General features: G+C 27.6%; 17 protein-coding genes, 1 rRNA gene and 1 riboswitch. Of the genes, 15 read left to right on the top strand and 3 right to left on the bottom strand.

Going from position 1 to position 21,388, the window contains the following annotated elements; translation table 11 throughout:
• Positions 1-130: 130 nt before the first annotated feature.
• The 9 genes from rrf to ABCP60_RS09985 all read left to right on the top strand — a co-directional run bounded on the left by rrf (position 131) and on the right by ABCP60_RS09985 (position 11,610).
• A 5S ribosomal RNA gene (gene rrf / locus ABCP60_RS10025) occupies positions 131-247 on the top strand.
• A 657-nt stretch (positions 248-904) separates the two neighbouring features.
• Complete coding sequence (locus ABCP60_RS10020; protein ID WP_092923327.1) at positions 905-1,837, top strand: MoxR family ATPase; 933 nt, start codon at positions 905-907, stop codon at positions 1,835-1,837.
• Between the two features lie 14 nt (positions 1,838-1,851).
• Positions 1,852-3,624 carry a nitric oxide reductase activation-like protein gene (locus ABCP60_RS10015; protein WP_343101688.1) on the top strand — a complete coding sequence of 591 codons (1,773 nt, stop codon included), beginning with the start codon at positions 1,852-1,854 and terminating at the stop codon, positions 3,622-3,624.
• A 46-nt stretch (positions 3,625-3,670) separates the two neighbouring features.
• A riboswitch (cobalamin riboswitch) is annotated at positions 3,671-3,853 on the top strand.
• Between the two features lie 517 nt (positions 3,854-4,370).
• Entirely contained in the window at positions 4,371-5,393 is a 1,023-nt protein-coding gene (locus ABCP60_RS10010; protein WP_092923332.1) for a BMP family ABC transporter substrate-binding protein, read from the top strand.
• Positions 5,394-5,682: 289 nt separating this feature from the next.
• Positions 5,683-7,905, top strand: a complete 2,223-nt coding sequence (locus ABCP60_RS10005; protein WP_092923335.1) for a UvrD-helicase domain-containing protein — start codon at positions 5,683-5,685, stop codon at positions 7,903-7,905.
• Positions 7,906-8,141: 236 nt separating this feature from the next.
• Entirely contained in the window at positions 8,142-9,440 is a 1,299-nt protein-coding gene (locus ABCP60_RS10000; RefSeq protein WP_092923338.1) for a M18 family aminopeptidase, read from the top strand.
• Positions 9,441-9,456: 16 nt separating this feature from the next.
• Entirely contained in the window at positions 9,457-10,206 is a 750-nt protein-coding gene (locus tag ABCP60_RS09995; RefSeq protein ID WP_195238341.1) for a patatin-like phospholipase family protein, read from the top strand.
• Positions 10,207-10,353: 147 nt separating this feature from the next.
• Positions 10,354-10,947 carry an ATP-binding protein gene (locus ABCP60_RS09990; protein ID WP_092923344.1) on the top strand — a complete coding sequence of 198 codons (594 nt, stop codon included), beginning with the start codon at positions 10,354-10,356 and terminating at the stop codon, positions 10,945-10,947.
• A 138-nt stretch (positions 10,948-11,085) separates the two neighbouring features.
• A complete protein-coding gene (locus tag ABCP60_RS09985) occupies positions 11,086-11,610 on the top strand; it encodes a peptidylprolyl isomerase (RefSeq protein WP_092923347.1) in 525 nt (174 codons plus the stop codon).
• A 288-nt stretch (positions 11,611-11,898) separates the two neighbouring features.
• Here the strand turns inward: ABCP60_RS09985 and ABCP60_RS09980 are convergent, their stop codons facing one another.
• Positions 11,899-12,813 carry a manganese-dependent inorganic pyrophosphatase gene (locus ABCP60_RS09980; RefSeq protein WP_166506040.1) on the bottom strand — a complete coding sequence of 305 codons (915 nt, stop codon included), beginning with the start codon at positions 12,811-12,813 and terminating at the stop codon, positions 11,899-11,901.
• Positions 12,814-13,402: 589 nt separating this feature from the next.
• Here ABCP60_RS09980 and adhE point away from each other — a divergent pair.
• Complete coding sequence (gene adhE, locus ABCP60_RS09975) at positions 13,403-16,039, top strand: bifunctional acetaldehyde-CoA/alcohol dehydrogenase (RefSeq protein ID WP_343101687.1); 2,637 nt, start codon at positions 13,403-13,405, stop codon at positions 16,037-16,039.
• Between the two features lie 74 nt (positions 16,040-16,113).
• On the opposite strand, the gene ABCP60_RS09970 is transcribed toward adhE, so the two are convergent.
• Together ABCP60_RS09970 and ABCP60_RS09965 are read right to left on the bottom strand one after the other, a co-directional pair.
• Positions 16,114-16,449: a hypothetical protein gene (locus tag ABCP60_RS09970; protein ID WP_343101686.1), complete on the bottom strand. Its 336-nt coding sequence runs from the start codon at positions 16,447-16,449 to the stop codon at positions 16,114-16,116.
• A 214-nt stretch (positions 16,450-16,663) separates the two neighbouring features.
• A complete protein-coding gene (locus tag ABCP60_RS09965) occupies positions 16,664-16,915 on the bottom strand; it encodes a hypothetical protein (RefSeq protein WP_092923359.1) in 252 nt (83 codons plus the stop codon).
• 143 nt (positions 16,916-17,058) lie between these two features.
• Between ABCP60_RS09965 and ABCP60_RS09960 the strand changes: the two genes are divergently transcribed.
• The 5 genes from ABCP60_RS09960 (at position 17,059) to ABCP60_RS09940 (ending at position 21,279) form a co-directional block, all read left to right on the top strand.
• The gene (locus ABCP60_RS09960) at positions 17,059-17,787 is read left to right on the top strand and encodes a YkgJ family cysteine cluster protein (RefSeq protein WP_092923362.1); all 729 of its coding nucleotides are present in this window, start codon (positions 17,059-17,061) and stop codon (positions 17,785-17,787) included.
• Positions 17,788-17,799: 12 nt separating this feature from the next.
• Positions 17,800-18,711, top strand: coding sequence for an MBL fold metallo-hydrolase (locus ABCP60_RS09955; protein ID WP_092923365.1), 912 nt, complete (start codon positions 17,800-17,802; stop codon positions 18,709-18,711).
• Positions 18,712-18,768: 57 nt separating this feature from the next.
• A complete protein-coding gene (locus ABCP60_RS09950; protein ID WP_343101685.1) occupies positions 18,769-19,569 on the top strand; it encodes a GTP pyrophosphokinase family protein in 801 nt (266 codons plus the stop codon).
• Positions 19,570-19,690: 121 nt separating this feature from the next.
• Positions 19,691-20,383, top strand: coding sequence for a metallophosphoesterase (locus tag ABCP60_RS09945; RefSeq protein ID WP_092923369.1), 693 nt, complete (start codon positions 19,691-19,693; stop codon positions 20,381-20,383).
• Between the two features lie 92 nt (positions 20,384-20,475).
• Complete coding sequence (locus ABCP60_RS09940; RefSeq protein WP_092923371.1) at positions 20,476-21,279, top strand: hypothetical protein; 804 nt, start codon at positions 20,476-20,478, stop codon at positions 21,277-21,279.
• Positions 21,280-21,388 lie beyond the last annotated feature (109 nt).

Below are 21,388 nucleotides of genomic sequence, written 5' to 3'. Positions count from 1 at the left end.
GTCGAAGGTGTAAGTGCAGTAATGTATTTAGCTTATCGATACTAATAGGTCGAGGACTTGACCAAAATAAAATGATTAATTCTAAATGATATACAGTTTTCAGAGTATTAACTCTAAAAGATAAAGATTATGTGGTTATTATAGCAAAGAGGATACACCTGTTCCCATACCGAACACAGAAGTTAAGCTCTTTAGCGCTGATGGTACTTGGGGGGCGACCTCCTGGGAGAGTAAGACGTAGCCACGTAATCTTTTTTATTTTATAAAATATTAGATATGTATAGATAGCTATTTAAGGCTATCTCTTTTTTATTTTATAAGTTTATTGTTATGATATTTAAAAAGGTTAAATAAATTAGATAAGTTATTAGCAAATTATTCAGCAGAAGTAAAAAACGGTAAGACAATAAGCACAAATTATGGTATGAAAAATTCACTTCAAATATGCTATTTTATGAAAAGATAGAAGGAATTATTTATATGGTAATAGGGGATTTTATGTTAGAGGCAGCAGTCAAAATAAATAATCACTGTATTGGGATAAGTTATGTGATATAAGAAGTTGTAGTAATATATATGCTGATGGAGAATTATTCTATGAAAATGGAAAGTTTGTAGACTATATTTTATGTAAGTACGGATTATAAATAAAAATAAGTAGGGGGTTAGGTTATATACTAAGCCTCTTATTTTTTAATAAAATTTTATTTTGTTCTAATAAAGAATTGAGATAATTTAGATATTAAGTAATTTTAAATCCATAAAACAGTCAAAGTATTTAAACGTAAGGTATTTAAGTAAATTTTAGATAAATTAACAAGGTAGTGTAAGGATAAAATATTATATCAGATTATAGATTATATGCTAATATTATAGTATATAACAAAGACAAGGGGGACTGACTATGGGTATAATAGTAAGTTTATTAAACCAAGGTGTAGACGAAAAATTAATAAATGATGCAATAAAGTTTAAAGAATTCTATAAAATAGATGAGAATCTTAAACATAGGATATCAGATTCGACTAAGTATTTTTATGGAAAAGATATATGGAATATGGCTATATCAGCTATATTAGAGGGAGAAAACATACTATTATCTGGCCCAAAGGCGACAGGAAAAAATCTACTAGCAGATAATTTATCAGAGTTATTTGGAAGACCTCAGTGGAATACATCGTTCCATATAAATACAGATAGTACAACTTTAATAGGTACAGATACATTTATAGATAATGAAGTTAAGTTAAGAAGAGGCTCAGTATATGAATGTGCTATAAATGGGGGATTTGGTATATTTGATGAAATAAATATGGCTAAAAATGATGCAATTGCAGTACTACATTCAGCGTTAGATTATAGAAGAGTAATAGATGTACCTGGATATGAAAGAATAAATCTTCATGATGCAACGAGATTTATAGGAACTATGAATTATGAATATGCAGGGACAAAAGAATTAAATGAGGCACTAGTTTCTAGGTTTATGGTCATAGATATACCTGCTGTAGAAGAAGAAAAATTAATGCTAATATTAAAAAAAGAATTTGAGGATGCAGATGAAGAAAAATTAATCCAATTTGGAGGTATATTCTTAGACTTACAATTAAAATCACAAAATGGAGAAATATCTAGTAAATCAGTAGATTTGAGAGGATTAATAGGATCACTAAAAGCTATCAGAAGAGGATTAAAACCATCTTTAGCGGTTAATATGGGAGTAACAAGTAAAACATTTGATGTATATGAGAAAGAGATTGTAGGAGATATTATAAAGACTAGAATACCAGATAAATGGGAAACTAAAGATATATTTCCTAAAATAAATACATATTAAAGTAGGAAATAATTATGAAATGGGTATATGGGAATTATGAATTTGAAAATAGAATTAGCAATCTATCTTGGACTGTAGCAGGAGATTATAATGATGATATTCAAATATCTAAAAATGAATATTCATCTAAAGATATCGCCTTGTATTTTGCTACGATGGCAGGAGGAAGGCATAAATACATAGATTGGATCTTAGTAAAAAGATACTTATTAAGTAGAGCTAAAATGGGATATGATATTGATGTTATATCTGATTTATTGCATATAACATTAGATAGGTTAGTTGAAGAAAAGATTATAAAGGAAAGACCAGGTATTGAAGATATAAGATTAAGTGCTTACAAAGATATTTTATCAGGTTTTAGTAAAATACATAATGAAGAAATACTACAAAAAATAAAATACTTTTTAGTTTTAGAAAGGATGGGAAAACATCCAACTATAGACGGACTAAGTAGAAGGATAGTAAATAAAATAAATGAAATTAATCTTAATGAAAATATAGTTGAAATACTTAGGGGAATAGATGAAATTTATATAAATTATTTTAATGATACTTCAAATAAATATGATAATGAAAACTATGAAAATGAAAGAATAATAAATTCAAATATAGATTTTGACACATTTTCAGATTTTATGTATGAAGAACTTTATGATAATGAACACAGTAAAACTATAGAAAATCAAATAAGCGAGATATCATCATCTATGTTAATTGAAAGCTTAGGAGAAGTTGATATTAAAGGCTCAAAACATAGTTCTAACAATGTACTATATGTTGATGAGGAAACTTTAAATAAGATATATAAGAAAATAGAGCATTACTACGGGAAATCATATATAGGTGACTTAGAATTAAAAAAAATAGAAAGCAAATGTTGTAGAGGGGTTCATGAGGGATGTAGAGTACATTTTACAGATGGAGTATTAAGAAGTGAATGTAGTAATATAGCTCAGATAAAATATGCAACTAGACAAAAAGAAAATAATACTCGTAAATTTAGAGAAAACATAAAAATATATAAAAGGAATATATTAAAATTAAAGGAAACTCTATTGAGAATATTAATAGAAGAAAATGAGAAAAGTAGAGTTTATTGTGATAGTGGTACTATATATGCAAATAGGGCATGGAGAGCAACTAGAAGCAATAATAATAAAATTTTCTACAAAGATATTGAAAATGAGAAAGGTAGGTATGTAATAGATATACTTTTAGATTCTAGTGGGTCTCAAACTAGAAATCAAGCCAATGTAGCGATACAAGCATATATAATATCAACAGCTTTAACTAAGGCTGGTATACCAAATAGAGTTATGGGATTCTCAAGCCTTATGGATTACACTATATTAAAAAGATTTAGAGACTATGAAGATAAAATAACCAATAATGAGAACATATTTGAATATTTTTGTGCTGGAAATAATAGAGATGGACTAGCCATAAAATCTATTTGTGAAGGATTATTAGAAAGAGAAGAAGAAAATAAAATCTTAATTGTATTAAGTGATGGAAGACCGAATGACATAAAGATAGGTAAAGACAGGGAAAGAAGTATAAGAGGAGAAATGTCTTATAAAGGTATGATTGGAGCAAAAGATACTGCATCAGAAGTAAGAAAAGCTAGGCAAAAGGGAATAATGGTACTAGGAGTATTTACAGGAAAAGAAATAGATTTAGAAGTAGAAAAAATTATATATGGTAAAGACTTCATATATACTAAAGACATCCAGAGGTTTTCTGATGTGGTTTCCATGTATTTAAAAAAGATAATAAGAAATTAGAAAAATAAAAGGAATATTAAAATATATAGCGAATATAATTTAATATAGAAAAGTATATATTATAGGTTCTTAATATAAGATTAATAGGGAAAGAGGTTAAAATCCTCTACAGCCCCCGCTACTGTGATGCTGATGAAATTTCTAAAACCACTGTAATATTAGATTATGGGAAGGAGAAAGAGTAAAATGAAGCTAAGTCAGGAGACCTGCCTAATAATATTAAATGATTTCTTCGGGGATGGAGAATGTCTTTAAGCTACTTATATAGTTATTTATGTAGATAAAGTCTAATCCCTGTGGATTAGGCTTTTTTATTGTGAAAAGTTTAAAATTTTATATAAATGATATTAAGAAATATTTTAAATAGATGAAGTATATAAGATTAAGCTATGCAAGATAGTTTGCATTAAAAAGAGACTTGTAATGTATAAGTCTTAAAATTAATTTGCCTTAAGCCTAAATTTAATATAAATTTTATATCTAAAGCTTTATGCTTAAAAAGCCCTTATTACATTTAAGGGCTTATTTTTTTATGTAATGATCTTATATTAAGAATAAAAATGTAGATAATTCATATTGATAATACACATTAATTAGTATGAAAATGTAAAAATATTAAAAAATACATGAAGCCATAAGTGATATGAGCGAAGTAAATTTTTTATTTAACATAAATTGTTTACATGTGTAAAGACATATAATACAATTTATGTGTAAACATAATTTATCAGGGGGAGATTTAGTATATGTTAAAGTTAAAGAAGAGATTAATATTTACAGCAATAGTAGGGATTATGTCTTTAAGCATGATTGGATGTAGTAATGACTCAAAAGAAGGTAGCAAAAACATGAAAGGTGACGAAGAAAAATTTTCTGTAGGAATAGTGCTTGGAGAAGGTGGGGCTAATGACCAAAGCTTTAATCAATCATCATTAGAAGGATTAGAAAAGGCAAAATCAGAACTAGGTATAGATGGCTCATACTTGGAGTCAAACCAAGATGCAGATTATGCACCTAATATAGAAACCTTTATAGACCAAGAACGTGATGTAATTATAGGTGTTGGATATACAACAGCAGAATCAATGTTAAATGCAGCAAAACTTTATCCAGATAGACAGTTTGTCATAATTGATCATAATTATGAAGAAGAGGGACAAGAAATACCAGACAATATGATATGTATGACTTTTGATGAAAGAGAGGCAGCATATTTAGTAGGTATAATAGCATCTAAGATGAGTGAAACTAATAAAGTTGGATTTATAGGTGGTATGGAAATACCAAATATAACAAGATTTGAAGAGGGATTTAAAGCTGGGGTAAAGTCGGAAAATAAAGATGTAGAGTATTTATCTCAATATGCAAATTCCTTTGATGATGCTAGCTTAGGAAAGTCTATAGCTAATCAAATGTATAATAATAAAGTAGATGTAATATTCTCAGCTGCAGGTGGTGTTGGAACTGGTGCGATAGAGTCAGCTAAAGAAAAAGATAAGTATGCTATAGGAGTAGATATGGACCAAAATAATTTAGCTCCTGACAATGTAATAACTTCAGCTATGAAAAGAGTTGATATTGGTGTTTTTGATACAATATCAAAGATAAAAGAAGGAAAATTTGAAGGCGGAAAAGCTGTAGTTTATGGATTAAAAGAAGAGGCAGTTGGGATAGCACCAAGTACTGGTAAAAATGTACCTAAAGAAATAATTGATTATGTTAACAAAAAAGCAGAGGATATAATAGAAGGAAAATTAGAAGTAAAATAATACATAAGATATAAAATGGCTATTTAAAATAATAACTTGTAACTTAAGAAAGTATAAATTGCAAGGATTATTATTTTTAGATAGCCTATTTATTTTAAATAAAATACAAGAATAATATAAAGTATGGTATAGTATAATTTCATTTAATAAATAAATTATATTTTTATAATATCCATTTTAGAATAATTAGATTATGGAGATTATCAAAATATAGGACTGATTTAAAGTTTGAATAAATATTTATTATAGATTAAAATATAGTTATAGGAATAGCGACAGGAGGAAAATTATGAATTTAGATACATTAAATCCTGCCCAGAGAGAAGCTGTAGAAAAAACAGAAGGACCGGTACTTATACTAGCTGGAGCTGGGTCAGGGAAAACTAGAGTTTTAACAACGAGAATAGCACATCTTATAGAAGATAAAGGTGTACAAGCCCCAAATATATTAGCAATAACATTTACAAATAAAGCTGCTAATGAAATGAGAGAGAGAGTAGAGGAAACTTTAGGAACAGATACAAAGGAAATGTGGATAAGTACTTTCCACTCTTGCTGTGTGCGTATACTAAGAAAAGATATAAATAGAATCGGATACAATAGAAGTTTTGTTATATATGATAGTGCTGACCAAGTTACCTTAGTAAAGGACTGTTTAAAAGAGTTAAATTTAAGTGATAAAGTATTTGAACCTAAGGTAATAATAAGTACAATATCAGGGGCAAAAGATAAGCTGTATAGCCCATCACAATTTAAAGATATGCATAGACATGATAATAGAATGAGTAAGATTGCAGATGTATATGCACTATATCAAGATCGTTTAAAAAGAAATAGTGCTTTAGATTTTGATGATTTAATATATAAAACAGTAGAACTTTTAAAATCTGAAGAAGAAGTTTTAGAATTTTATAGAAGTAGATTTAAATATATAATGGTAGATGAGTATCAAGATACAAGTAAAGCTCAATATGAACTAATAAAATTATTAGCAAAGGAACATCAAAATATATGTGTTGTTGGAGATGATGACCAAAGTATATATGGATGGAGAGGTGCGGATATAAGAAATATACTTGAGTTTGAAAGAGACTATGATGATGTTCATGTTGTTAAGCTAGAACAAAACTATAGATCTACTCAAGTTATACTAGATGCAGCAAATACTGTTATATCTAATAATATAGAAAGAAAAAGAAAGAAACTTTGGAGTGAGAAAAAAGAAGGAGAGCTAATAAAGATACAACTATCTGAAAATGAAATAAATGAATCTGATTTTGTTGCAGATATGATAGCTAAAATAGCAAGAGAGCAAGGTAGAACTTATAAGGACTTTGCTGTACTTTATAGAGCTAATGCTCAGGCTCGTCCAGTAGAAGATGCACTTAATAGAAGCCAAATACCATATAATATATATGGTGGAACAAAATTCTATGAAAGAAAAGAAATAAAAGATTTACTAGCATATTTAAGGGTTATACAAAATCCTCAAGATGATATATCTTTAAAGAGGATAATAAACGTACCTAGAAGAGGTATAGGTCTTAGAACTATAGAAAAAATAGAAGATAGAGCTAGTTTAAAGCAAGAGAGTATGTACTCTGTACTAATAGATATAGATACAAATTCAGATATATCAACAAAAGCTAAAAATAGTATAAATGGATTTGTTGATACAGTAGGAACACTTAGAACTATAAAAGAAGTATATCCTGTAAGTAAGCTTATAGAGAAAGTATTAGAGACTACAGGATATATAGATGAGCTATCTAAGGACAAAAGTGAAGAAGCTCAAGATAGAATTGATAATCTAAAAGAGTTTATATCTATAGCATTAGAATTTGAGCAAAGTAGCGAAGAAAAAGATTTACAAACATTCTTAACAGGTGTTGCACTTTCATCTGAATCTAGTGAAGATGAAGAGATAGAAAAAGTATCATTAATGACTATACACACATCAAAGGGGCTAGAATTCCCTGTTGTATTCTTAATTGGTATGGAAGAGGGATTATTCCCAATATCTAGAGCAGTAAGGTCAATGAGTGAGTCAGATATAGAAGAAGAAAGAAGACTTTGCTATGTTGGTATAACAAGGGCAAAAGAAGTTCTTTATATGACATTAACTCAAAGAAGAACTTTATATGGAAAAACTAATCCATCAATAGCATCTAGATTTATGGAAGAATTACCAGAACAATGTATAGAGAAGCTTAACAAAGTAGAAAAAGAATTAACTTACTCAAAGGCTAATTATAATGTATTAGATAAGTACAAACAAAAATATATGAACACTATGAATAAGTCCACAGTTGCTAAAAAAGTAAATGCGACTATAAAAGATACTAAAAAAGAAACTGATATAGATGATATAAAGCTAGGAGCAAAGGTACATCATCCAAAATTTGGAGAAGGTACTGTTGTTGGTATGATGGGCTCTGATGTTACAATAGCATTTAAAGAACAAGGAATTAAAAAAATAAATAAAGAATATACAACATTAGATGTATTATAGTAAATAAAAATAAAGGATATACTTATATATCCTTTATTTTTATTTAAATAATATATTTAAAAAGCTTAGGTTAACTATATAACACATTAGAACTCACTAAGTTAATGACAAATATAAATATAGTAAATCTTTATTTTAAAGATTAAAATACTCTGTTTAAGATTGGGAAAATTAGTATTATAATATATTTATAATGTAGAAATACATTAATTTACATTTACTAGGGAGGCTACAAAATGGAACAAAAGAGATTTGCTAAAGATTTAATAGATTTTATTTATAAAAGTCCAACATCATTTCAAGCAGTAGAAACATCTATAAAGCTTTTAGAGGATAATAACTTTAAAGAATTAAAATTAGATGATATATGGAACATAGAAGTAAATGGGAAGTATTATGTAACAAAGAATTCTTCTGCTATAATAGCCTTTGAGGTTAACTCTAATAACATAGAAAAAGAAGGATTTAGAATATTAGGTTCTCATACTGACTCACCTACATTTAGAATAAAGCCAAATGCTGAAATGTGTTCTGAAGGTACATACTTAAAATTAAATACTGAATGCTATGGTGGACCAATATTAAATACTTGGTTAGATAGACCTTTAGCCATAGCTGGAAGGGTTGTATTAAAGGGAGAAAGTATATTAAATCCAGTAGAAAAAATGGTAAATATAAATAAACCAATATGTATAATACCAAATATAGCTATTCATTTAAATAGAGGAGTAAATGATGGATATGCACTAAATAAACAAAAGGATATGTTACCTTTAGTAGGTCTTATAAACGAAAGTTTAGAAAAAGATAACTTCTTAATAAATGAAATAAGTAAGTCACTAGGTATAAATAAGGAAGAAATATTAGACTTTGATTTATTCTTATATGAATATGAAAAAGGTTCTTTAATGGGTCCTAATGAGGAGTTTATATCAACAAGCAGATTAGATAATTTATCAATGGCACATGCTAGTTTACATGCACTTATAAATGCTAATGGTAAAAATGGTGTAAATTTAGTAGCTGTATTTGATAATGAAGAAGTAGGAAGTTCTACTAAACAAGGTGCAGATTCTAATATGTTATTAAACATACTAGAAAGAATATGTATATCTTTAGGTAAATCAAGAGAAGAATTCTTTACAGCATTATATTCTTCATTTATTATATCAGCTGATTTAGCACATGCAGTGCATCCAAACTTAGGAGAAAAGCATGACCCAACAAACAAACCAGTAATGGGTAAAGGACCAGTTATAAAGATAAATGCAAATCAAGCATATACAAGTGATGCCAACTCAATATCTATATACAAAGCTATATGCAAAGAAGCTAACGTTAAGTATCAAGAATTTGTAAATAGATCAGATGAAAGAGGAGGAAGTACTATAGGGCCAATTTCATCCACACATATAGATATACCATCTGTTGATGTAGGTTCACCAATACTTGCAATGCACTCTATAAGAGAATTAGGAAGTGTAAAAGATCATTATAGTATATATAAGACATTTAATAAATTTTATGAAATATAAATAGGAGATGAGACAGATGAAAATAGGATTATGCCTTTCTGGAGGAGGAGCTAAAGGAGCTTATCAAGCAGGAGTTATAAAGGCTCTTTATGACAGAGGGTTAGATTTTAGTGCAATATCGGGAACATCTATAGGAGCAATTAATGGATATTATATATTCACAGGAAATGTTGAAAAGTTAGAGGATATGTGGACAAATATAGAAATAGATCCTGCAAACGATATCAAAATAATAGATAATACTGTGGATAATTCTTATGTGATAGAAGGATTAAAAACTTTAGAAGTAAGTAAAGAAGCGGAAATAGACTTTTATGTTAATTATATAGAAATAAAAAATAAAAATCTAAATGAAAAGGTAATGAATATAAAAGATGTAGATAAGTCTAAAGCTTTAGAAAGTATTAAGTATAGTTCTTTATTACCATGTAACCCAAAAGCAACTTTACCGCTAGGACAGCAGTTTATGAAAGATGTAAGTGAAGGGCTATATGATGGATTTAATCTTGATGGAGGATTAGTTAATAATACATTAATACAGCCATTAGTAGAACAAGACTTAGATAAAATAATAATAATAGATACACATACAGAATATGAACTACCTGCAGAAATAAGCGATAAATTTGGTAAAGACAATATTTTTATAATAAAGCCTAAAAAACCTTTTGAAAAAAATGCTACATTAAGATTTGAAAAAGAATTTTGTAAAAAAATATACAATGAAGGATATGAAATAGGAAAGAATTTTTCTATGTGCATATAGAATAGTTTTTTTAGAGTAAATATTAAAATATGAACATTTCTATGTAAATATATAGAATTGTATCAAAAACATTGAATAAACTGCTAAATATTAGTATAATATAAAAGTTCCTTAAAAAGAATATAAATTATGGAGTTGATATAAATAATGGCAACTAAGAGAATAGCAGTTTTAGGTGGGCCTAGATGTGGTAAAACTACACTAATACAACACCTATACGTTGAAATGAAAATAGCAGGATTAAATGTAGGATATGCTTTAGAATACTCAACTGATTATTTAAAAGATAAGGGTATGATAGAGACTATATCTGAACAATACGGAATATACTTAGGGCAAAAGAGAATAGAAGATGAGTTATCAACATTTGATTATGCTCTAACAGACTATGCTACTTTCGTACCTTACATATATGGAAGATTTATGTTAGGAAATAAGGAAAGAAGTAAAAAAGAAATACAAATACTTAAAGATTTATACTGTCTAGCAATAGAAGATATACAAAACTATGACACTATAATATATGTGCCACGAGAGTTTGGATATGTGCAAGATGGTGTAAGATGGCAAGATGAAGAAATCGCTCTTAAAATAGATGAAGCTATATTAAGTTTCTTAAAAGCTGAGAATGTAAACTTTGTAGAAGTTAAAGGCTCTACAAAAGAAAGAGCTAAGCAAATATTAGAGTTATTAGATATAAAATATCAAGATACTCCACAATTAGATGGAGAAGAAAAATAAGCTACTATTATATAGTAGCTTATTTTACTTATACAAAAATAATTACTTTATAATTCAAATATGTAGAGAATTATTTCAAAGTTAGTATATAATAATAAATAGAAAATACATAAAGATAAGAAGAAAGGAATTAAAAAAATGGAAACTAAAAACCCAATAGTAACTATAGAAATGGAAAATGGAAAGAAAATAGTAGCTGAATTATATCCCAATATAGCTCCTAACACAGTTAAAAACTTTGTAACACTAGTAAACCAAGGATTCTACAACGGAGTAGGGTTCCACAGAGTAATAGAAGGATTTATGATACAAGGTGGATGCCCTAATGGAAATGGAATGGGTGGACCAGGATATTCTATAAAGGGAGAATTCAGAGGAAATGGATTCACTAATAACTTAAAGCATGAAGCTGGAGTATTATCTATGGCTAGAACTATGGCTCCAAACTCAGCTGGATCACAATTTTTCATAATGCATAAAAATTCTCCACATTTAGATGGACAATATGCTGCATTTGGTAGAGTAATAGAAGGAATGGACGTTGTTAATGAAATAGCTACAACTGCGACAGATAGAGCTGACAAGCCTAAGACTCCTCAAATTATGAAGTCTGTAACAGTGGAGACATTTGGAAAAGATTATTCAGATGTTGAAAAATGCTAGTTAGTTTCTAAAAGGTAAAAAATAACTATTTACAATCTAACTAAATTATTTTAAAATATTATAAGGTTTAATCCTAACCGAAACACACAAAACACACAAAATACAGAAATTAAACCATTTTATTAATCTACATTATTTATAAGTAGACGATTTAAATTTATAACATATGAAAAAGGAGCTAATCTATATTAAAGATAGCTCCTTTTTCTATATATTAAATATATTATAGTAAACAAAAAAGTATTTATAAAAGATTATAAAATCATTATAAATACTTTTTATTTATTATTATAAATTATTCTTAATAGCAGAAGTTAAATTTGGAACTAATTGTTTCTTTCTAGAAACTACACCCTCAGCAAATACTCCTTGATGAGCTTCAACATTAAATGCTTCAGATATTACTTTATCTTCAGCTTTGTATATTAGGTAAGAACCTTCTTTTATTATGTCAGTTATAGCAAGAACTAACATATCGTAATCAGTAGAGTTTATATAAGATAAAAATTCATCTTTTTTATCAAATATAGAATCTATATCTAAAGTGAATACTTGACCTATACCAACTCTTTTTCCACTCATATCAAATTCTTTAAAGTCCATATTAACTATTTCTTCTATGCTGTATTCATCTAGTGAAGTACCAGCTTTAAACATATCCATAGCATAGCTTTCCATATCAACATCAGCTATTTTACTTAATTCCTCACAAGCTAACTTATCTTTTTCTGTAGTAGTTGGAGATTTAAATAATAATGTATCTGATAATATAGCAGATAATAAAAGTCCAGCTATATGTTTTGGAACCTCAACATTATTTTCTTTAAACATGTTGTAAATTATAGTACAAGTACATCCAACAGGCATTACTCTAAATGATATAGGTACATCTGTAGTTATACCACCTATTTTATGATGGTCAATTATTTCTACTATATTAGCATTTTCTATGCCATCTGCACTTTGAGCGTATTCATTGTGATCAACTAAAACTACATTTTTATTAGTTAAATCATCTATATTTAATATTTGAGGAGCTTCAACATTGAAGTGATTTAAAGCGTATTGAGCTTCTTTTCTTACCTCCCCTAAAGCATAAGCAGTAGCTTCTTCACCTAATTGATTTTTTAGGTAAGCTAATGAAATTGAAGAGCATATAGAATCTGTATCTGGATTTTTATGCCCGAAAACTAGTAATGTCATACAAAAAAACTCCTTTCACAAAATTATGTATTAATTTTAAAAATAAACCTCTATATAAGAGAATAAAACACTATATCTATAATTAATAGTACCAATATTTAATATGTATTATAAATATATTTGTTAATAACAAAGATATTATATCAAAATAACTAAAAAAATTGTTTAAAAAATAAAAAATTTAAAAAAGTATATTATATTATTGCCAATTTTAGTAATAGCGATAACAAATAGGGTATTCCTGTGAAAATATATAGTATATTGAAATATTATTAAAATAAGTAAATTAAAAATTACTATAATATTTAATCTAATGTAAAAATACAAAAATAAATAGTTTGATTAAAAATTAACTATTAGAATTAAATGAATTTTAAATACTTAAAGTAAGATTTTAAAATAAATTTTAACTTATAAACAAAGATGCAGAAAATTAAAACAAACTATAAAAACGATTTCATAAAACAAATAAGATAAAAATTTAACAAAAAATATTGACAGTTTTATTTATGTGATGTATTATCTAAACATAGAAAGTTTGTTAAATAACTAACACAGTTTTATATAAATTGCCTGGGAGGAAAGCATAATGACTAAAGATTTAAAAAAAGTTAAAAATGTAAAAGAAAAGCAAGAACTAACTGTAGAAAGTATGATAAACGATTTAGTAACAAAAGGAAATAAAGCTAAAGAGGAAATGTTAAAATTAGACCAAGAAGCAGTAGATAAGATAGTAAAAGCTATGGCTAAGGCTGGTCTTGATAAGCATATAGAACTTGCACAAATGGCAGTAGAAGAAACTGAAAGAGGAATATTTGAAGATAAAGTAACTAAAAATATATTCGCTACAGAATATGTTTATAATAGTATAAAATATACAAAAACTGTTGGTGTAGTAGAAGAAAATGATGAAGAAAACTACATGATGGTTGCAGAACCAATAGGAGTTATAGCAGGTGTTACACCTGTTACTAATCCAACTTCAACAACAATGTTCAAATCATTAATAGCTATAAAAGGAAGAAATCCAATAATATTTAGCTTCCATCCATCAGCTCAAAAATGTTCAGCAGAAGCTGCTAGAATTTTAAGAGATGCAGCTATAGAAGCTGGAGCTCCAGAAAATTGTATACAATGGATAGAAGAACCATCATTAGAAGCATCAAGTGCTTTAATGAAAAATAACAAAGTAGCATTAATATTAGCTACTGGTGGACCTGGAATGGTTAAGGCAGCTTACTCTTCAGGTAAACCAGCCTTAGGGGTTGGGGCAGGAAACGTACCTTGTTTTATAGAAAAATCAGCAGATATAAAACAAGCCGTTAACGATTTAATATTATCAAAAACATTTGACAATGGAATGATATGTGCTTCAGAGCAAGCAGTTATAATAGAAGAGCCAATATACAATGAAGTAGTAGATATAATGAAGGGATACAATTGCTACTTTGTAAACAAAAAAGAAAGAGAATTATTAGAAAAAACAGTTATAAATCCAGAAACTAAAACATTAAATCCTAATATAGTTGGGCAAAGTCCTTATAAGATAGCTCAAATGGCAGGATTTGAAGTACCTAAAGATGCTAAAATGTTAGTAGCTGAAATAGAAGGTGTAGGTATGGATTACCCATTATCAAAAGAAAAGTTAAGTCCTGTACTTGCTTGCTTAAAAGTTAAAAATGCTGAAGAAGGAATACAAAGATGTGTAGAAATGACTGAATTTGGTGGATTAGGTCACTCAGCGGTTATACATTCAGAAAATGATGACATAATACTAAAATTTAGCGAGAAAGTAAGAACAGGAAGATTATTAGTAAATGCGCCATCTACTTTCGGAGCAATAGGAGATGTATATAACGTGAATACACCATCATTAACACTAGGATGTGGATCTATGGGTAATAACTCAACTACAGATAATGTATCAGCGGTAAATTTAATAAACCTTAAGAAAGTTACTAAGAGAAGAGTAAATATGCAATGGTTTAAAGTACCTGAAAGAATATATCATGAAGTTGGATCTATACAATACTTAGAAAAACTACCACAAGTTGAGAGAGTAATGATAGTTACTGATAGAATGATGGTTCAATTAGGATATGTTGAAAAATTACAATATCATTTAAGAAAAAGAAGAAACCCAGTTATGATAGAAGTATTTGCTGATGTAGAGCCAGATCCATCTGTTGATACAGTGTTAAATGGTGCTGATGCTATGAGAAAGTTCAAGCCAGATACTATAATAGCTTTAGGTGGAGGATCTGCAATGGATGCTGCTAAAGGTATGTGGTTATTCTACGAAAATCCGGAAGCAGACTTTGAAGATTTAAGACTTAAGTTTATGGATATAAGAAAGAGAATATATAAATTCCCTAAATTAGGAAGACAAGCTAAGATGGTGGCTATACCAACTACTTCAGGAACTGGTTCAGAAGTTACTTCTTTCGCAGTTATAACTGATAAAGTTAATAATATTAAATATCCTTTAGCTGACTATGAGTTAACTCCAGATGTAGCTATAATAGATCCTACATTTGTAATGTCTGTGCCAGTAGCTGTTACTGCAGATACAGGACTAGACGTATTAACTCATGCTATAGAAGCTTATGTTTCTGTAATGGCAACTGATTATACAGATGCTTTAGCTATGAAAGCTATACAAATGGTATTTGAATATCTACCAAAATCATATAAAGGAGCAAATACTCAAGAAGGTAAAGAAGCTAGAGAAAAAATGCACAATGCATCTTGTATGGCAGGGATGGCATTTGCCAATGCATTCTTAGGAATCAACCATTCATTAGCTCATAAGTTAGGGTCAGAATTCCATATACCTCATGGTAGAGCAAATGCTATATTATTACCATACGTAATAGAGTACAATGCATCTATGCCAACTAAGTTTGCTGCATTCCCAAGATATAAATCTTTTGTAGCAGATAAGAAATATGCTGAGATAGCTAAGATGTTAGGATTAAAAGCTAGCACTACAGAAGAAGGGGTTAAGAGCTTAGTAGAAGCTATAAGAAACTTAATGAGAGAATTAAATATGCCAATGACTATAAGAGAATGTGGTATAGAAGAAAAAATATATATGGGAGCTATAGAAAAGTTAGCATTAGATGCTTTTGATGACCAATGTACTCCAGCTAACCCAAGACAACCACTAGTATCAGAGTTAGTAGAAATATATAAGACAATATATGGAGATAAGAAAACTAAGTAAATAGTTTAAAAATTAAGCAAGTATATTGAACATTAAAATATAAAATAAAGAGGGGCCTTATTAAGGCCCCCTCTTTATTTTATAGACTTGTACATAACAACTTTTTCATATTCATTTTTTATGCTTATTATAGAATTAGAAATATTAATTTCGAAGTTGGCGAAAGCAGAGAATAAATCAATATCTCTCATTAAATGTATAGTGATAATATCGCTCTCTTTGTTTAATCTTAATATAATAGACCTAACAAATGGAAATTGTACTCTTGAATTAAAAAAGTTTGAATCTTCTAGTTTAATATCTAAGCTGCGATAGTTTAAGTCTATAAATAAGTCCAAATCATTTTCTTCTTCTCTTATGACTCTGTATTCAAAGTCTGTATCTAAGTTTAATTTACCGAAAGTTACCATTTTACAACCTCTTCTACCGAAAGTTTTTTTATATATTATACATTATAGAATGATAGCTAACTATACATTTGTAAAATGTTTTGAAAAATAAAAAGCCTTCGTTGGGGGAACGAAGACTTAATTTGGGGGAGATTGAGTTAAATATTTAATTTTATATTACTATTATGGACAGATAACTTTAATCTATACATAAATTTATAAAATATTTTTAAATCTATCTCTTCTTGTTTATAAACTTAGGTCCAAGGTATTTTCTTATATCGTCATCAGATGAAAAATCATCTATAAGAATTTCTCTACCACTTTCTTCTAGCACAACTAGAACTTCACAGTCACCTTGTAAGAAGAACTTTCTAACTGTTTCTTCTCTAACTTCCCTAACTTTAGTTATATTTTTCTTTTGTTTTTCATAATCCTTTGTATAATAACTATCCATCATGTTTATTATTTTTGTATATCTAGTCATGATTACCTCCTGTATGTTAAATTGAATATTTATTTCTTAAGTAAATATTTTTCTTCACTTAACTAATTCGTATCACACTAATAAAAAGTGTGATATAATAAGTTTTTGTATTAACCTAATAATTATAACAAGGAGTAATAATAATGGCTAGTATAAATAGAAATGATATTTTAAATTGTATAAATTATTGTAAGGAAAATGAGCTGTTTGATAAGTTAAATGATACTTACAAATCACTACCAAGTGGAGATTGTACTGGCTGTGGTAATTGTTGTATGGAATCAGTAGGTATAAATTTAATTGAATTTATTAATATATATAGCTACTTATTAGACAAAGATGAATTAAGAAAGACAAGTTTAAGTAAAATTATAGACTACTATTTTTTAGAATTTACTAAAAAGAGTGCGTGTCCATTTAAAGATGAAAATAACAGATGTTTAATATATGAAGTGAGGCCACTAAATTGTAGAATTTTTGGTCATTGGAAAAAAGAGGATTATAATAAAAATTTATCAAATATAACTAAAAGGAATAGAGAATATAGTGATCTTATGAAATCAAAGTATGGATTTGATATAAGTGAAAAAGTTGTTAATTACAAAATAAAATACTGTGAGGATTTTAAACCCCAAAATGGATATTTAGATAAATCGACTAGATTAAGTTTTGCAGATGAGCTAATGATACTAGATTCTAAGTTATATTCTAAAGGTATTATAGATATAGATTTTAAAGATAGAGGTATAGTTGAATATTTTATAGAAGCTTTATTAAAAGATGATACTGCTTACAATATAAAAATAAGATTATCAAAAGATGAAGAGGTAAGAGAGATAGCATTAAAAAGATTAAAAAAGATACTATTATAATTAGGTGATTAAATGGAGCTTAAAAAAATAAAAGGAAACACATTTTATATAAAGGGTGGAACTAACACTGGTGTTTATATTTTTGATGATAATAAAGCTTTGATAATAGATCCTGGGTTAGCTGGTTCAAGACCTAAGAGAATTATAAATATGTTAGAAGAAAAAAATATCAAGGTAAATTTTATAATAAATACACATGAACATGATGATCATTATGGAGCGTGTAACCAATTTAAAGAGTATTATAATGATATTTGTATATTATCATCAGATGAAGCTAAATTATATATAGAAAAGCCTTATCTATTTGGCAAATATATAATGGGTGGTAAATATAATAGATTTTTTGTGGATAAATTAAAAAATAAATCATTAGATGAAATAAAAGTAGATAAAATAGCAAAAGAAGGAAGTCTGTTATTAAATAATGAAGAATTTGAAATAATAGATTTAAAGGGACATACTGAAGGAAGCATAGGAATATTAACTAAAGATAAAGTTTTATTTACTGGAGACCTTCTAATAGGCTTAGATATGCTTAAAAAGTATGATTTCTTATTTTTGTATGATATAAAGAAAGAAATAGACTCAATAATGAAATTAAAAGAAATAGATTTTGATTATTTAGTCTTAGGGCATAGTAAAGAAGTAATAAGTAAAAAAGATTCTAAGTTTATAACAGAAATGCATTTAAATGCTATTGATAAGTACTTAAATAAAGTAAGAGAAGATTTAAATGTACCAATAACGTTAGAAGAATTATTAAAAAAAATTATAATAGATAATAATTTAAAGTGCAATTATAAAGAATATCATTTTTTTAAGTCATCTTTAGTTTCGATGATAAGCTATTTAGCTGATTTAGATGAAATAGACTATATATTAAATGATGGAGAATTGCTTTATTGTACCAAAAAAAAATAAATTATGCTAAAATAGATATGTTAAAAAAGACTCAAAATAAGATAAAGGGTGAGTACGATGGAATTTGAAAAATGGGATGAAATACTAACACCTTATGACCATGCAGTAGAAGAATTAAAAGTTAAGTTTAAGAATATAAGAAAAGAATTCTTAGCAAAAGGAGAATACTGTCCTATAGAGTTTGTAACAGGAAGGACTAAAAAAATAGCTTCTATAATATCTAAATCAAAGCGCCTAGGAATTGAAGATATAGAGGGTGAGATGGAAGATATTGCAGGTATAAGAATAATGTGTAAGTTTGTAGAAGATATATATACAGTAGTTGAACTTATACAAAATAGATGTGATATGAGTATAGTATATGCAAAAGATTATATAAAAAACTTTAAGGATAGTGGATACAGAAGTTATCATGTTATAATAAAATATCCTATAAATACGATAGCAGGTTCAAAAGAAATATTGTGTGAAATCCAAATAAGAACTTTAGCTATGAACTTTTGGGCAACTATAGAACATTCTTTAAAATATAAATATGAACATTACATACCAGATGAATTAGCAGTTAGATTAAGAAGAGCATCTGATGCAGCATTCCTATTAGATCAAGAAATGAGCGAGATAAGAGAAGATATAATGAAAGCTCAAGTTATGTGCCAGGTAAAATCAGTTACAGTAAGAGATGTACTTAGTAAGATTCAAGAATTATATAATCTAGGAGAAACACATAAAGCGCTTATATATCAAAGAAGGCTAGATAAAATAGATAATGAACAAGATATAGAAGAAATATTACATCTTCAAAGTGAGGTAGATAATTTATTAGAATTTTACAATAACAATAATAAAGTTAGATAGAGGTTATCCATATTCATGGATAACTTTCTTTATATAATAGTATAGTAATTGAATTTAAATTTAAACTATAGGTATTAATATAGAATATATAAGAAAAGCTACATAAGAAAGGAAAAAAGACATGAACTTATATGCAATAGGAGATTTACACTTTTCAACATCAGTAAATAAGCCTATGGATGTTTTTGGAAAGAATTGGATAGGTCATGAGGAAAAGTTAATAGAAGACTGGAAAGAGAAAGTAAGTGATGAAGATTTAGTATTAGTATTAGGAGATACTTCTTGGGGAATAAATCTAGACGAAGCAAGAAGTGATTTAGATATAATAGATAATTTGCCGGGGAAAAAGATATTTATAAAAGGCAATCATGATTATTGGTGGACTACTGTAACAGCATTAAATAAGCAGTATGATAATATGAACTTTTTACAAACTAATTTCTATGAATACAAAGATTATGCTATTTGTGGAGGAAGAGGATGGATATGTCCGAATGATTTTAAGTTTGATGAAAATGACGCTAAAATATATAAGAGAGAAGAAAATAGGATAAGAATATCTTTAGAAGCTGCTAAGAAGAAAGGACATACTAAATTTATAGTTATCACTCACTATCCTCCTACTAATGATAAACTTGAAGAATCGTTATTCACTAAATTATATGAAGAATATAAAGTTGAAAAAGTTATATATGGACACTTGCACGGAAAAGAATCATTTAAAATGGGATTAAGAGGTGTAAGAAATGGAATTGAATATATATTAGCATCTTGTGATTACACTGATTTTAAATTAATAAAAATATTAGATTAATAATCTTAAAATTGTAAATACTATTATATATGGTTAAAATATGAAAATTGGGGGATTTTTGTTTAAATATACAAAAGAAGGAGATGTTAATGATGAGATGGATATTAGTATTCTTATTTTTGTATCTTATCCCCTTGATAATATTATTTAGAAATTATAAAAATTTGAGAAGATCGTACATATATAGTAGTATTTATGTTGTATTAGTTACAATGATAGTAGCAACAAATCTTTATATGAGTGGATTAAATAAAATCAGAGAAGCTATATATTATTACAGTTATGTTAATGATGAGCCATACGAATATAAGGATAATGTAGGCAAAGAAGAGAATATTGATGAAATTTATAAAGTAGATAAGCAAGACAGTGAAGTGTATGAAAGTAAAGGAGATAAATCAAATGAAGTAGCACTAGAATCAAAAGAAGTAGAATTAAATCAGGATAAAGAAGTAGAAGTTATTAAAAAAACTGATAAAGAAATAATTAGTGATTTCAAAAAAGAAATTTACAATATAGAAAGAAAAGCATTAATTCCTATGAGGGATTGTATTCCTTATACAAAAAATATATCTGAGAGTATAAAAAAATTACCGACTATAGAAAATGACTTAAAATATGCCAGCAAAAAATGTAAAGAAGTTATAGAACTTTATGAAAGTATGGATATACCTAGTCTTTCAGATGAACAATATACTACAATACTAAGCAATGCAAGAGATGATGTTAAAAAGGCTTATGAGCTAAGAGAAAAGGCTATGAACGAGTCTATAAACTTAGTAGAAAGTAAGAATCCAAAATATATTGGAAAAATAACAGAGTATTTAAGCTTATCTGATGAGCACATAGCAAATTTTAAGGATAGAATAGATAAGCTAAGTCTAAATATAAAATAACAAAAGCTTATCTTTTATGATAAGCTTTAAATATACTATAATGCATAAATTTTGATTTATAATATAACATATGATATAATTTTCGATTATAACGTTAATCAGGGAGGTA

It is taken from the genome of Romboutsia sp. MSSM.1001216sp_RTP31141st1_G3_RTP31141_220114 (genome assembly GCF_039031195.1).
GTDB classification, from domain to species: domain Bacteria; phylum Bacillota; class Clostridia; order Peptostreptococcales; family Peptostreptococcaceae; genus Romboutsia_C; species Romboutsia_C hominis.
The sequence above is the reverse complement of the archived record's forward strand: the minus strand, read 5'-3'. Positions and strand labels throughout refer to the sequence as shown.

What these genes read in the sequence shown, in the direction of transcription:
- ABCP60_RS09955 (WP_092923365.1), top strand. Translation starts at nt 17,800, where the DNA reads ATGGAGCTTAAAAAAATAAAAGGAAACACATTTTATATAAAGGGTGGA.
- ABCP60_RS09960 (WP_092923362.1), top strand. Translation starts at nt 17,059, where the DNA reads ATGGCTAGTATAAATAGAAATGATATTTTAAATTGTATAAATTATTGT.
- ABCP60_RS10005 (WP_092923335.1), top strand. Translation starts at nt 5,683, where the DNA reads ATGAATTTAGATACATTAAATCCTGCCCAGAGAGAAGCTGTAGAAAAA.
- ABCP60_RS10010 (WP_092923332.1), top strand. Translation starts at nt 4,371, where the DNA reads ATGTTAAAGTTAAAGAAGAGATTAATATTTACAGCAATAGTAGGGATT.
- ABCP60_RS09980 (WP_166506040.1), bottom strand. Translation starts at nt 12,813, where the DNA reads ATGACATTACTAGTTTTCGGGCATAAAAATCCAGATACAGATTCTATA.
- ABCP60_RS09950 (WP_343101685.1), top strand. Translation starts at nt 18,769, where the DNA reads ATGGAATTTGAAAAATGGGATGAAATACTAACACCTTATGACCATGCA.
- ABCP60_RS09985 (WP_092923347.1), top strand. Translation starts at nt 11,086, where the DNA reads ATGGAAACTAAAAACCCAATAGTAACTATAGAAATGGAAAATGGAAAG.
- adhE (WP_343101687.1), top strand. Translation starts at nt 13,403, where the DNA reads ATGACTAAAGATTTAAAAAAAGTTAAAAATGTAAAAGAAAAGCAAGAA.
- ABCP60_RS09970 (WP_343101686.1), bottom strand. Translation starts at nt 16,449, where the DNA reads ATGGTAACTTTCGGTAAATTAAACTTAGATACAGACTTTGAATACAGA.
- ABCP60_RS09990 (WP_092923344.1), top strand. Translation starts at nt 10,354, where the DNA reads ATGGCAACTAAGAGAATAGCAGTTTTAGGTGGGCCTAGATGTGGTAAA.
- ABCP60_RS10020 (WP_092923327.1), top strand. Translation starts at nt 905, where the DNA reads ATGGGTATAATAGTAAGTTTATTAAACCAAGGTGTAGACGAAAAATTA.
- ABCP60_RS09945 (WP_092923369.1), top strand. Translation starts at nt 19,691, where the DNA reads ATGAACTTATATGCAATAGGAGATTTACACTTTTCAACATCAGTAAAT.
- ABCP60_RS10015 (WP_343101688.1), top strand. Translation starts at nt 1,852, where the DNA reads ATGAAATGGGTATATGGGAATTATGAATTTGAAAATAGAATTAGCAAT.
- ABCP60_RS10000 (WP_092923338.1), top strand. Translation starts at nt 8,142, where the DNA reads ATGGAACAAAAGAGATTTGCTAAAGATTTAATAGATTTTATTTATAAA.
- ABCP60_RS09940 (WP_092923371.1), top strand. Translation starts at nt 20,476, where the DNA reads ATGAGATGGATATTAGTATTCTTATTTTTGTATCTTATCCCCTTGATA.
- ABCP60_RS09995 (WP_195238341.1), top strand. Translation starts at nt 9,457, where the DNA reads ATGAAAATAGGATTATGCCTTTCTGGAGGAGGAGCTAAAGGAGCTTAT.
- ABCP60_RS09965 (WP_092923359.1), bottom strand. Translation starts at nt 16,915, where the DNA reads ATGACTAGATATACAAAAATAATAAACATGATGGATAGTTATTATACA.